The sequence below is a fragment of the Mycobacterium sp. 663a-19 genome, from assembly GCF_035616495.1.
Classification (GTDB): Bacteria; Actinomycetota; Actinomycetes; order Mycobacteriales; family Mycobacteriaceae; genus Mycobacterium.
Genome location: NZ_JAPJAV010000007.1, coordinates 257,834 through 269,627, shown reverse-complemented (window position 1 = coordinate 269,627; position 11,794 = coordinate 257,834). Strand labels below are relative to the sequence as shown.

Annotated in this window: 14 protein-coding genes; 4 read left to right on the top strand and 10 right to left on the bottom strand. The window is 66.8% G+C overall.

The window, feature by feature from the left end; all coding sequences use genetic code 11:
• The first annotated feature begins 29 nt into the window (after positions 1-29).
• Positions 30-1,022 (top strand): LLM class flavin-dependent oxidoreductase, encoded by a 993-nt coding sequence (locus OQ968_RS15010; protein WP_324679121.1) that lies wholly within the window; start codon positions 30-32, stop codon positions 1,020-1,022.
• Complete coding sequence (locus OQ968_RS15005) at positions 1,019-2,209, top strand: cytochrome P450 (protein WP_324679119.1); 1,191 nt, start codon at positions 1,019-1,021, stop codon at positions 2,207-2,209. Before OQ968_RS15010 ends, OQ968_RS15005 begins: the two co-directional genes overlap by 4 nt.
• On the opposite strand, the gene OQ968_RS15000 is transcribed toward OQ968_RS15005, so the two are convergent.
• Positions 2,206-2,991: a spirocyclase AveC family protein gene (locus tag OQ968_RS15000; protein WP_324679117.1), complete on the bottom strand. Its 786-nt coding sequence runs from the start codon at positions 2,989-2,991 to the stop codon at positions 2,206-2,208. The two genes, OQ968_RS15005 and OQ968_RS15000, sit on opposite strands and share 4 nt — an antisense overlap.
• Positions 2,992-3,151: 160 nt before the next feature.
• On the opposite strand from OQ968_RS15000, the gene OQ968_RS14995 reads away from it, so the two are divergent.
• Entirely contained in the window at positions 3,152-3,784 is a 633-nt protein-coding gene (locus OQ968_RS14995; RefSeq protein WP_324679115.1) for a helix-turn-helix domain-containing protein, read from the top strand.
• Positions 3,785-3,818: 34 nt separating this feature from the next.
• Here the strand turns inward: OQ968_RS14995 and OQ968_RS14990 are convergent, their stop codons facing one another.
• The 8 genes from OQ968_RS14990 to OQ968_RS14955 form a co-directional block, all read right to left on the bottom strand.
• Positions 3,819-4,808: an alpha/beta hydrolase gene (locus OQ968_RS14990; protein ID WP_324679113.1), complete on the bottom strand. Its 990-nt coding sequence runs from the start codon at positions 4,806-4,808 to the stop codon at positions 3,819-3,821.
• A gap of 105 nt (positions 4,809-4,913) precedes the next feature.
• Complete coding sequence (locus OQ968_RS14985; protein WP_324679111.1) at positions 4,914-5,285, bottom strand: DUF86 domain-containing protein; 372 nt, start codon at positions 5,283-5,285, stop codon at positions 4,914-4,916.
• Positions 5,285-5,737 carry a helix-turn-helix domain-containing protein gene (locus tag OQ968_RS14980; RefSeq protein WP_324679109.1) on the bottom strand — a complete coding sequence of 151 codons (453 nt, stop codon included), beginning with the start codon at positions 5,735-5,737 and terminating at the stop codon, positions 5,285-5,287. The genes OQ968_RS14985 and OQ968_RS14980 overlap by 1 nt, the downstream gene beginning before the upstream one ends.
• Positions 5,738-5,780: 43 nt before the next feature.
• Positions 5,781-6,224, bottom strand: a complete 444-nt coding sequence (locus OQ968_RS14975) for a lipoprotein LpqH (protein ID WP_324679248.1) — start codon at positions 6,222-6,224, stop codon at positions 5,781-5,783.
• A gap of 53 nt (positions 6,225-6,277) precedes the next feature.
• Positions 6,278-7,006, bottom strand: coding sequence for a hypothetical protein (locus OQ968_RS14970; RefSeq protein ID WP_324679106.1), 729 nt, complete (start codon positions 7,004-7,006; stop codon positions 6,278-6,280).
• Positions 7,003-7,875, bottom strand: a complete 873-nt coding sequence (locus OQ968_RS14965; protein ID WP_324679104.1) for a TIGR03619 family F420-dependent LLM class oxidoreductase — start codon at positions 7,873-7,875, stop codon at positions 7,003-7,005. The genes OQ968_RS14970 and OQ968_RS14965 overlap by 4 nt, the downstream gene beginning before the upstream one ends.
• Positions 7,872-8,654 carry an SDR family oxidoreductase gene (locus tag OQ968_RS14960; protein WP_324679101.1) on the bottom strand — a complete coding sequence of 261 codons (783 nt, stop codon included), beginning with the start codon at positions 8,652-8,654 and terminating at the stop codon, positions 7,872-7,874. Before OQ968_RS14960 ends, OQ968_RS14965 begins: the two co-directional genes overlap by 4 nt.
• Positions 8,655-8,690: 36 nt before the next feature.
• Positions 8,691-9,488, bottom strand: coding sequence for an alpha/beta hydrolase (locus OQ968_RS14955; RefSeq protein WP_324679099.1), 798 nt, complete (start codon positions 9,486-9,488; stop codon positions 8,691-8,693).
• A gap of 49 nt (positions 9,489-9,537) precedes the next feature.
• On the opposite strand from OQ968_RS14955, the gene OQ968_RS14950 reads away from it, so the two are divergent.
• The gene (locus OQ968_RS14950) at positions 9,538-10,422 is read left to right on the top strand and encodes a hypothetical protein (protein ID WP_324679097.1); all 885 of its coding nucleotides are present in this window, start codon (positions 9,538-9,540) and stop codon (positions 10,420-10,422) included.
• 37 nt (positions 10,423-10,459) lie between these two features.
• On the opposite strand, the gene OQ968_RS14945 is transcribed toward OQ968_RS14950, so the two are convergent.
• Complete coding sequence (locus OQ968_RS14945) at positions 10,460-11,644, bottom strand: FAD-binding domain (protein WP_324679095.1); 1,185 nt, start codon at positions 11,642-11,644, stop codon at positions 10,460-10,462.
• Positions 11,645-11,794: the final 150 nt, after the last annotated feature.

Sequence of the window (11,794 nt, the reverse complement as noted above, 5' to 3'; positions counted from 1 at the left end):
ACAAAGATTAGGTCATCTAGGAGTCGCCCTTGTACACGTTGCGTTTCGACATGCGTGCCCCCGCGTGGGGGGCGCCGCCGGCGGCGCTGTACGCCGCGGTGCCCGAGATGTGTGCCTGGGCCGAGGAGCACGGTGGCCTCGCCGCCGTGCTGTGCGAGCACCACGGATCCGAGGACGGCTACCTGCCGTCGCCGTTGATCCTGGCGCCGGCCATCGCGGCGCGCACCCAACGCCTCGCGATGAACCTGATCCTGATCCTGCCGTTCTACGACGCGGTCCGGCTGGCCGAGGACATGGCGGTCCTCGACCTCGTCAGCGGGGGGCGGGTGTCCTACACCCTGGCCCTTGGGTACCGGCCCGAGGAGTTCGAGCACTTCGGCGTGGAAATGAGCAAGCGCGGCCGGATCGCCGACGAAAAGCTCGGCCTGTTGCGCCGGTTGCTCGCCGAAGAATTCGTTGACGACGACGGGCGTCGCATCACGGTGACACCCCGGCCGCTGACCGCGGGCGGCCCGCCGATGATGTGGGGAGGCGGAACGCTGGCCGCGGCCCGTCGGGCCGGCAGGTATGGCCTGGGCATGCTCGGCAACGCCAACGTCCCCGGCATGCAGGAGGCCTACGAGGAGGCCTGCCGCAAGCACGGTCACACGCCCGGCCCGACGATGTTCCCCAGCCGCGACACCCCCTCGGTCGTTTTCGTCGCCGACGACGTGGACCGGGCGTGGCAGGAGATCGGCGAGCACCTGCTGCACGACGTGCGGATGTATGCGTCATGGAATCCCGGGGACGAGACGACGGCCGGCTTCTCGCACGTGCAGACCGTCGACGAGCTGCGCGCCACGCCGTCGTCGCACGTGATTATCTCTGTGCCGGAAGCGATCTCGCGTGTCCGCGACGGCCAGATGCTCAACCTTTCGCCGCTGTGCGGCGGGCTGCCGCCCGAAGTGGCGTGGCCCTACCTCAAGCGGGTGGGCGAGGTCGTCTTGCCCGAGGCCCTGTCGGAGAGAAAGGCGTCGCTATGACCAGTGCGACCGACGTGTACTACGACCCGTTCGATTTCGCCATCGACGACGACCCGTACCCGATCTGGAAGAGGCTGCGCGACGAGGCCCCGCTGTATTACAACGAGAAGTACAACTTCTACGCGCTGAGCCGCTACGAGGACGTCTCCCGCGAGCTGATGAACTTCGACACCTTCCGGTCCGGGCGCGGCACCACCATGGACATCATCATGAGTGGCATCGAGGTCCCGCCCGGAATCATCCTGTTCGAGGATCCACCCATTCACGATCTGCATCGCCGTTTGCTCTCAAGGGTTTTCACGCCGCGGCGAATGGAGGCGATCGAGCCGCTGACCCGCGACTTCTGCGTTCGTGCGCTCGACCCGCTGGTGGGCACGGGCAGGTTCGACTTCATCGAGAATCTCGGCGCGATGGTGCCGATGCGCACGATCGGCTATCTGCTGGGCATCCCCGAGGACGGTCAGGAGTCGATCCGCGACCGCGGCGGCCGGCAACTCACGTTGAAAGAGGGCACGTTCCGGCCCGCGACGAAGGAGTTTTTCGAGCAGAGCTATCAGATGTTCGCCGACTACATCGATTGGCGGGTCGACCATCCCTCCGACGACCTGATGACGCAGTTGCTCAACGCCGAGGTCGAGGAGGACGGCGAGGTGCGGCGGCTGACGCGGATCGAGGTGCTGCAGTACACCAGCATGATCGCCGGTGCGGGCAACGAGACCACCACGCGCCTGATCGGATTCATCGGCCAACTGCTGGCCGAACACCCCGACCAGCGGCGGCAGATCGTGGCCGATCCGTCGCTGATCCCGATGGCCATCGAGGAGGTGTTGCGCTACGAGGCGCCGTCGCCGGTGCAGGCGCGCTATGTCGCCCGCGATGTCGAGTGTTGCGGCACAACGGTTCCCGAGGGTTCGGTCATGCTGTTGCTCAACGGGTCGGCCAACCGGGACGAACGCAGGTATCCCGAGGGTGAGAAGTTCGACATCCATCGCGGCGACACCCATCTCAGCTTCGGGCACGGGCTGCACTTCTGTCTCGGGTCGGCGCTGGCGCGCATGCAGGCTCGGGTCGCGCTCGAGGAGGTCATCAAGCGCTGGCCGGACTGGGAGGTCGACTACGCCAACGCCAGCAAGGCCCACACGTCGAGCGTGCGGGGATGGGCGAAGCTGCCCGTCTTCACGGGTTAACGAGGTTGGTTCGGTACGCCCGGGAACAACTGGCCCGTCGGCCCCGCGGTCACCCAGCCGCCCAGCTTGGTCACGAGGTGCGGCGCGAAAACGGCGCCGTAGAGAAGGTTTCCGATGACGACGACGGCGACGATCGACAGCACCGACGATTGCAGACGGGTCTTTGATTGCTTGTCGGCCCACGCCTCGACGACGTTTCGGCCCTCAGCGTCGGTGCGCCCCAGCAGATAGGTGAACACCATCATCTGTATGCCCATCGCGAGGGAGTCGTAGAGCGGGTATTGGTGCGGGGTCCCCTCGCGTATCGCGAGCCCCGGAATCACGCGGCCGTAGTAGAAGACACCGAGCTTGGCACCGAGGAACCCGTTGAAGAGCAGCGCCCAGCAGAAGCCCACGACGAGCCCGACGATCAGGAGCGTGGTTGGCCTGCGCCACTGAAACTTTGCGCTCAACCGGCGTCCGATCGCCGCGCCCGTCACGGCCGGCAGCACGAAGTAGGAGATGTAGCCGATCGGAACGAACAACGGCAATCCGCCCCACGTCATGTTCAGCGGCCACCACGACGGCATGCGGGGGATGGCGGGCGGGAACTGCGCGTACATGGCCCAGTCGTAGGGCGCTTCGATCCACGAGAACGAGATCGCCGAGATGCACAGCAGCAGAAGGGGATGCAGCCGGCGCCGGCGAAAGCTCAGATACACGCCGATCGCGGTGAAGGCGATGCCCCCGACGATGGCGAAGCCGCTGGCCGCCTGCATCACCGGCGTCATCTCGGTGTTCATCGCTCGTGACCTCGACGCGCCTCGGGATCGAAGCGAAGCACCAAGCCGAATATCAGGACGATCAGCCCGAACAGCGTGCCCAGCATGATGACAGCACCCACGTCCGCACCCCTTTCGCGACGGGTCGACCCTCAAGATAGTGCATGCTATCTTAAATGTCATGTCGCGAAGACCGCCCACGGCGACCCGCCGGCCTCGCGGGGCGCCGCGCAAACTGCTGCTCGATGCGGCCCGAGATCTCTTCGCGCGTCGGGACTATCGGGGCACCACCACGCGGGAAATCGCCCAGGCCGCGGGTGTGACCGAGCACTTGCTGTTCCGCCACTTCGGCTCGAAGGCGGCGCTGTTCCGGGAGGCCCTCGTCTTACCCTTCACCAGCTTCGTCGACGAGTTCGGCCGCGCGTGGCAGTCGGTCGTGCCCGAGGAGACCAAGGAGGAGGAGCTGGCGAGCCATTTCGTCGGGCAGCTCTACGACGTGTTCGTGGAACACCAGGGTCTGCTCCTGACGCTGATGGCATCGGAGTCCCTCAGCGACGAGGAGAAGGTCGACGCCGGTATCGATGACGTGCGGCGGGCCCTCACGGTGCTCGGCCAGATCAGTGCGGAGGGCATGCACTTGCGGGGGTTGCGCTCGGATCATCCTGACCTGCCGGCGCATTCGACGGTGGCGATGATTGCCGGCATGGCCGCGCTGCGTGCGACCTACTTCGGGGCCAGGCAGCCGTCGCGGGCGGTGATCGTCGAGGAGCTCGTCCAGGCGATCCTGCACGGCTTCCTGCACCGGAACGATTGAGGGGCCGGGAAATGAGGCGCCGGATTCGCCGCGGCTACGAGCCGCTTTGGTCCACCAGGACGGCGCAGTCGGGCTGGTTCCCGAGTGTCTGAAGCGCAATGTCCTCGCCTTGGGTGGTGAGGCGGACGATCTCGGCCAGCTGTCCGGGGGCGTCGCACTGCAGGTAGTGGTCGCCGCCCGGCACCACCCAGTAGCGGTTCCGGCCGGGCTTGTCCTTCAGATACGCCTGCCACACGTGGTTGGGCACGCGCAGCGGCGCGATGTTGTCGTGCAGGCCCCACACCACCGTGGTGTTGATCTCGCTGCTGGAAAGCGTCTCGAGCCAACCGGTTTCACCGGCCGCGCGCTCGTTCAGATACTGGATGGTGTCGGGCAGCACCCGGATTCCGTCATTGTGGGCAAAGCATTTCGCCAACGCGGCGATCTCCGGATCCTCCAGCGTGCGCCGCGGCATGAAGGTGCTGGCGCCCAGGCCGGCCGCGAGTAGCTCCGGCGTCGTGGCCGCCGCGGTGGCGCGCCCGGTGGCGGGGTCGAGCAGCGCGGTCTGGAACGCGGTCAGGTTCGACAGCGGCAGGTAGATGTTTGCGTTGGTCAGGATCAGGTCGACGGGCAGGGCCGGTGGATCGTGGGCCGCCAGCATCTGCAGCGCGATCATGCCGACGCTGCTTCCGCGATCGTGGGTGAGCATGCGGTATTGGCTGAGGTTCCACACCTGGGTGATCGCGTGGACGAGCAGGCGCGCGTCGTCGTACAACGAATAGACGTACGGCTCAGGAGGTTTGTCGGACAGCCCGTAGCCGGGAAAGTCCAGCAGGTACATGTCGAACTCGGAGCCCAGTTCACCGGATAGGGCGAAGTAGTCGATGCTGGACGTCGGAAAGCCGTGCACCAGCACCAGTGCCGGCGCCCCGGGTGTGCCGCAGCGGCGGCTGAACACCGTGACGTCCCGCGCGTCGTTGGCGGCGGTGGTCGACCGCCAACGAAGTTCGGTGCCGCCCTTTTGCCACTCCGCGAAGATGTCCAAGCTGCCAGCATCCCAGAGGAGATCGCGGTTGGACAACAGGCGTCACAAGAGTTTGGGAACCCTACTGAGACGCACGCGGTGTGAACCAGCTGTGCGACGAGGACATCAAGGGCAGCCCAGTATCTCCTCGACATAGCGCTTTAACTCCGCAGCCTGGGTGAGAGAGATCCAGACCTGGTTGTAGTCGAGGGCCCGGTACTTGTGATCGGTGATGATCCTTACGCCGATGATCTGTTGCCAAGGCTGAGCGGGATACTCTTCACGAAACTCGGAAGGCAGATGGGACGCGGTCTCGCCGATGCGGCCGAGAACGGCCTCTGCAGCCCGTTGCTGACGCCAGTTCGTCAACAAGCACTCCCGGCCGTCAGCCACCAATTCAGCTGCCTCCCCGCAGGATTCGCGTAGATCATCGAGTCGGTCAACGAGACGATCGCCATATTTGTCCACAAGGTAATCGCGGCCGGTGCGCGGCGGCATCAGACGGGCACCGCGTCTGCCGCGACTCGGTGACCGAACCGCCCCTGCAGGGCGCCCTCGCTGACGACTTCGACCGGCACGCCGAGCAGTTCGCGCAAATCATCCTGCAGGAGCGCAACATCACCCAGCGATGCACCGGGTCGAAACCTCACCACCAGGTCGATGTCACTATCGGGAGTGTCCGTTCCACGCGCGACCGAGCCGAACACCCTCGGGTTGTCTGCACCGTACCTGCGGACAAGGGCCCGGATCTCGTCGCGGTGCCTACGCACCAGTTCCGATGGGCGCACTCGTGTCGCCTCCTCGATCATGTCCAAGACTCGCGGGGTCACCTTCCGTGCTCCGCTTTCGTAGGCGGACAGGTGCGGTTGCGCGATGCCGGTGGCGTCGGCGAGTTGCGCCTGGGTCATGGCGGCCCGTTCACGAAGGGCCCGAATACGGTCGGCGCTCATGGAATTGAATATACCATCTGTGGTATGTCGGCGGATGCGGTGCTCACGGGCACGTCACGTGAATACCGAATGTCACCTGACGCGTGCCGCTTTGGCCGGGCGCGCTCCCTTGGCCCGCGCCGGTCACCGTGTAGCTCTTGCCCTCCTTGCTCGCCTGGACCTGGGTCGGCGACTGCACCGCCTGATAGGGCAGCTGGTATTGGCCGTTTCCCACCTTGAGCGAGATGGCGAAGCCGTCGACGCTCGGCGGGACCTCATCCGACACGGCCAGCGATATCGACGCCGAATCGTCGTACGCGGTGATGCGGGTGGTCAGGTCTCCCGACTCCGCAGGCGTCGCACTCGGTTTCGCCGCCGAGCTGTTGCACTCGACCTGGCCGTAGATCGTGTGCGTGTGCTGGTCCAGCATGACGGTAGTGGCGGAGGCGGCCGGGCTCGAGGTCGCTGGAGAAGCGGGTCGGCCGGTCTTCGTGGAACACGCCGACATGCCGGCGGCTAGGACGACGAGACCGACGGCGATTAGCCGTGCGACCGCCACGCTCACAACCACGCTTCCCAAGCGACCATGGTCCGCAGCGGCCCCGCGAATACCGGCCGCACGGCCGTCGATCGCCACCGCTCCTCGACCAGCGGGGCCAGCGCGCCCGTGACGGCGAGCGGGTCGTCGTCGAGGTACACGACGGTGATGTATTGGTGGTCCGTCCGCCAGCCGCGCGGAATCCGCCACGCGACGGTCGAACCGAACGTCCAGGCGCCCGCCGTGCCGGGCACGCCGAGCAGCGCCGGACAGTGTTCGGCGTGCAACCATTGCAACCACCCGTCGGGGCGGCCGTCGGTGGGTTCCTCGACGATCAGCAGGATCCCGCGGTGCGGCCGAAACGGCACGACCTCAGCGGAAACCAGTGCGCGCGGCGCGGATCGCCATTGCAGCAGGCGTAACCCCGCCACTTGCAGGGACGGCCGGGTGACTGGGAAGCGGCCGTTGTCGCGCAGCGCGCGACCGAGCGCGACGAAGTCGTCGAACGTTTCCTCCACGGGGTCGCCGACCAGATAGTGCACGGCGTTGCCGACCTCGCCGAGCGGCCCGTCGGCCGCCAGGCGGTGGTCGGGGTAGTCGCCGTCGGCGATCCAGCGCAGCCCGTGCACGATGCCCGGCAGTTGGTATTGCTCCGGCATGTGATCGAGCAGGTGCCAGCGCAGGTAGCCGCCGTCGTCGTCGGGTGGTGCCGCGCCGGTGAGGCTGAAAATGCCTGCCCTGACCCGGTTCACGTCACACCTGCGGGGGGATGCAACTCCGCGAGCGCGTGCAGCTGCTCGAGGTAGTGCCGCGGCGATGTGTGGGTGAACATGGCGCTGACGATGGTGGCGCCGTGCGCGGCGGCGTCGGCGAGGACGTCTCGGGTGCGGTCCGGCTCTCTGAGAGGGTCCAGGAGCGCCGCGGGCGGCAACACGACCTCGAACCCGGGCCGAAGTTCGAAGCGGCCCAACCAGTCTCGGACCTGCCGCGGGCTCACGTTGAACGGTGCCCAGCCGTCGGCGAGAGTCGCGGCCCGGCGCAGCGAGCGCAGCGTGCGCCCACCGATCCAGATGGGGACGCGCTCCTGGACGGCGCAGGGGTCGACGACCATGCCGCCGAACGAATAGAACTCGCCGTGGTAGGCCGGTTCGTCGACCGACAGCGAGGCGCGCAGCGCCCGCAGCGCGTCGTCGCCGCGCGGTCCGCGGCTCTCGAAGGGCGCCCCGATGAGGTCGAACTCCTCTTTGAGGCTGCCCACGCCGAGCCCGAGGATGAGCCGGCCGTTGCTGACCTTGTCCAGGGTTCCGTAGCGCTTGGCGATCTCGAGCGGATGGTGATAGCCGAGCACCAGCACGTGGGTGGCCAACCGGATTCGCCGGGTGCGCGCGGCCAGGTAGCCCAGGGTGGCCAGCGGATCCCAGTAGCGGGTGCCGCGGCGACCCCGTTCGGCCGCGGGCAGCGCGATGTGCTCGCTGCAGGTCAGGTGGTGGTAGCCGAGTTGATCTGCGGCCTCGGCGATCTGGGCCAGGCCCTCGATCGACCCGGTCTTCTCCCAGTCGCCGCTGGCCCCGGGCAGCATCGTCACGATCGGCGTTGCCACCGACAGCCTCACGGTGCTCATCCCTGCATGTATCCTCCGGCGTCGACGGGAATCGATTGTCCCGTGATGGTCCGGCTTTCGTCACCGGCCAGGAACAGCGCCAGGTTGGCGACGTCCTCGGGTGTGGAAATGTCTTGTAAGGCCACACCTTTGAGCGACCTGGCGCGCTGGGTTGCGATGTCGATGTCTTGCTCGTCGGCCGTGCGCTTGAGCCAGTTGCGCCACAGCTCCGTGTCGATGGCGCCCGGCACGATGCAGTTGCACCGGATTCCGTATGGACCCACTTCCAGCGCAACGGCTTTGGTGAACGCGCGAAGCGACGCTTTCGCGGCGACGTAGTGGGTCTTGCGGACCATGCCGGTGTAGCTTGCCGTCGAGGAGAAGTTCAGGATGACGCCGCGACGGCGCTGCAGCATCGACTGGTTGAGCACCTCGCGGGTGCACAGCATCGCCGCGGTGCTGTCGATGGCGATCGTGGCGTTCCAGTTTTCCAGCGTCTGCTCCCAGATCCAGCGGTCTTGTCCGGGCGCGGCGGCGTTGTTGCACAGGATGTCGACCTGACCGAACTCGTCGACCGCCCGCGCCACCATGGCGGCGACGTCACGCTCGTCGGTCACGTCGGCCCGCATCGCGACGGCACCGGCACCCGCGGCGTCCGCGGCCTGACGCACCAGTTCTTCGCGTCGCGCGGCGAGCAGGACCCGCGCGCCCTCGCGGACGAACAACGACCCCAACACCGGTCCCAGCCCGGTGCTTGCCCCGGTGATGATGGCGACTTTCCCGTCCAGCCGGCCCGTCATTGGGCAGAGCTTACCGAGCGGGCGGCCTTGCTCCCGTTACCGTGCCAGGTCACGTGTTTCGAGCCATTCGTGAATGCGCTCGGCCACGGCCTCCCAGCCGGGTTCGAGCATCATGTCGTGGCCCATCTTGGGAAAGAATTCCGCTTCCACGCGATACGCGCGCGCGGTCGCGCGGATTTCCCGCTGCGTGAAACAGCCGTCGTTCTCGGCGCCGATCACCAACAGCGGGGCGGTGATGCGATCGGGGCGCGGCAGGCCCAGCGCCAACATGTCCAGCACGTGTTTGCCCAGATACTCTTCCCCGAGCCGCGCGGTGTAGCGCACCAGGTCGGCATGCGGAGTCGAGTCCGAGAAGAAGGCCTCGCGGGCCAATTCGGGTGTTGCGCCGATGCTGCGGAGCGATTTGGTTTTCGCCAGCTCCGACGCGGTCAGCCACGGGTGGCGCCTGAACCTGCGCAGCAGGAATCCGGCGACCCCGGTCACGGGCGCGGGGGCGAGCAGCACGCCGGCCGGAGCGTCGTGCGATTCCAGGTACTTCTGCACCACGAAGCCACCCATGGAATGGCCGATCATCACCGGCCGTCGGGGCAGGCTCCCGGCGACCGAGTCGGCGTCGTCGACGAGATCCGCCATCGAACAGAACTGCATGCGCCGCGGGGCGGGGCTTTCGCCGTGGCCGCGAAGGCTGACGGCCAGCGACCGATGGCCCTTTTCCGCGAAGAAGCCGAGGAAGTGCTCGTCCCAGCACCAGGCGCCGTGCCAGGCGCCATGGACGAAGAGCAGTGGCGCCTTGCCGGATTCGCGGGACGGCCGCCTTTCGATCACCTCGAGCACGCCGCTGAGATTAGCCTTCGGCCACCGGCGGAGGAGCGGAAATTACAATGTGAGCGCCGCCGAGCCCGAGGGAGTGCCCACCGTGACGCCGGATTCACGCGAACAGCGCACGCTGGTGTTGGCCGCGTTCCCCGCGGAGGCCGACGCGGTGTTGTCCCACACCACGTTGGACCCCGACCCGGTGGTGGTCGCCGACCGGCGGCACTTCTATCTCGGGTCGGTCGGCGGCAAGAGGGTGATCGTGGCGATGACCGGCATCGGCATGGTGAACGCCACGGACACCACCGAGGCCGCCCTCGCCCGCCTGACCGATCGTTACACCATTGCGGCAGTGCTGTTTTCGGGGGTCGCCGGCGGCGCCGGGCGCACCAGCATCGCGGACGTCGCGGTGCCGGCGCGGTGGACGCTGGACGGCGGCGCGACGTTTCAACCGGTCGACCCCGGCATGCTGGCGACGGCCGAGAAGCTGTCCGTCGGATTGACGCACGTCAACCTGCAGCGCCAACCGCAGGTGGTCGTCGGCGGCGACGGGTGCAGCTTCGACAACAACAACGGCGTGGCGTTCCCGTGTATCCCCAACGGCGGCAGCGTGTTCGGCTGCCAACCCGGCAACGCGCCCGACCGGTCGCGTCTGCACACCGGCAACTTCTTCCAGGCGGCGGGGCCCTGGCTGAGGAAGGCGCTGCTGAGCAACCTGAGGATCAGATCGACGGCCGACCCGGCCTTCGACGCGACCGACATGGAGACCGCGGCCGCCCAGGCCGTCGCCGACGCACACGGCGTCCCGTTCCTGGGCATCCGCGGGATTTCGGACGGGCCCGGCGACCCACTTCACCTGCCGGGCTTTCCATTCCAGTTCTTCCACTACAAGACGATCGCGGCGGGCAACGCCGCCCGGGTGACCGAGGCGTTCCTAAAGAATTGGCGCATCTGAATCGCATGCCGCACCGGGTATTTCCGGGCGGCTGGCGCTACGCGGCATATTCGGGTAACGCGATGTCGTCGCGGAATTCACGCCCGACGGCCCAGTCGGCCACCAGCGGGATGTTCAACAGTTTGGACGCCTGATTGCGCGTCCACACCCCGAGCGACGTCTTCGGGGCGAACATTGAGGCGAATCCGCGCGCCGACCGCTGCCTGGCCTCAACGATCGGCCGCAGCCGGCGCTCATAGCGACGAAACGCTTCGCGGTGATCGACACCCGTGCGGCTGAGCTCGCCGGCCAGCACGTAGGCCTGCACCATCGCCAGACCAGCTCCCTCGCCCGCCAGCAGGGACACGGCGGCCGCGGCATCACCGATGAGCGCTACTCGACCGTTCGACCAGTGATCCATGACGATTTGGCTCGCGCGGTCGAAGTACACCTCGGAGGACGCGTCGAGATTGCGTAGGATCTCAGGGCATTCCCAGCCGGCGTGGCCGAACACTTGACGCAGTGTGGTCTTGATCTCCGATGAGTCCCGCGGGTCGGGGCCGCTCATGTGGTCGGTGGCAAAAACGAAGAGAAACAAGGTCTTTTCGTAACGCATCGCGAATCGCGCGATCATTCGCCCGGGCAAGCTGTACGCGAGATAGACGAGTTCGTCGCGCGGCTGATAGCCATCGGCTTCGAAAGCGGCCACTCGGTAGCCGAGGTCGGTCTCGAATCTAGACTCCGGGCCGAACACCAAACCGCGCACGGGCGAATGGATGCCGCCGGCGCCGATGACCAAGTCGAACAGTCGTGGCCGGCCGTGCTCGAGTGCGACCTCGACACCCGAGTCACCTTGTGTGATGGCCGAAACGCTTTCGCCGAACAGGGTCTCGACGTCGTCGCCGATCGCCCGGTAGATCATGGCCGCGAGATCACCGCGCGGCACGGTGACGAACCGGCCACCAACGTTCCGTCGGAACAGATCTGCCGAAAAGCCGCCCACCTTCCGCGAGTGCCGGTCCACGAGTCGCACGTCATGAACCACGTACCCCGCGTCGTGCAATTCGGCGGCGAGTCCCATGCGTTCGGCGACGGTATATCCGCCACCCCAGAAGTCGACGACATAACCGCCGGTGCGGAGCCGTGGCGCCTTTTCGATCAGCGTCGGCTCATGGCCGTAACGCCACAGCCAGTACGCGAGCGTTGGGCCGGCGATGCCAGCGCCGACAATGGCGACCTTCATGTGCGTACCTCTTCCGCAGCAGGGATCGTAATTACTATAGCACTATGCAATAGTTGCAGTAGGCAAATTTGTTCAGGCCTTGCAAGCTATCGGGACGGTGCGCGTGTATGACGACGACGAATGCGATGACGCAGTCGCATGGCTGACCTC

Excerpts from the sequence above, each read along its gene's own strand:
- OQ968_RS15005 (WP_324679119.1), top strand. The coding sequence starts at position 1,019 with ATGACCAGTGCGACCGACGTGTACTACGACCCGTTCGATTTCGCCATC.
- OQ968_RS15000 (WP_324679117.1), bottom strand. The coding sequence starts at position 2,991 with ATGAACACCGAGATGACGCCGGTGATGCAGGCGGCCAGCGGCTTCGCC.
- OQ968_RS14995 (WP_324679115.1), top strand. The coding sequence starts at position 3,152 with ATGTCGCGAAGACCGCCCACGGCGACCCGCCGGCCTCGCGGGGCGCCG.
- OQ968_RS14985 (WP_324679111.1), bottom strand. The coding sequence starts at position 5,285 with ATGCCGCCGCGCACCGGCCGCGATTACCTTGTGGACAAATATGGCGAT.
- OQ968_RS14980 (WP_324679109.1), bottom strand. The coding sequence starts at position 5,737 with ATGAGCGCCGACCGTATTCGGGCCCTTCGTGAACGGGCCGCCATGACC.
- OQ968_RS14975 (WP_324679248.1), bottom strand. The coding sequence starts at position 6,224 with ATGTCGGCGTGTTCCACGAAGACCGGCCGACCCGCTTCTCCAGCGACC.
- OQ968_RS14965 (WP_324679104.1), bottom strand. The coding sequence starts at position 7,875 with ATGAGCACCGTGAGGCTGTCGGTGGCAACGCCGATCGTGACGATGCTG.
- OQ968_RS14960 (WP_324679101.1), bottom strand. The coding sequence starts at position 8,654 with ATGACGGGCCGGCTGGACGGGAAAGTCGCCATCATCACCGGGGCAAGC.
- OQ968_RS14945 (WP_324679095.1), bottom strand. The coding sequence starts at position 11,644 with ATGAAGGTCGCCATTGTCGGCGCTGGCATCGCCGGCCCAACGCTCGCG.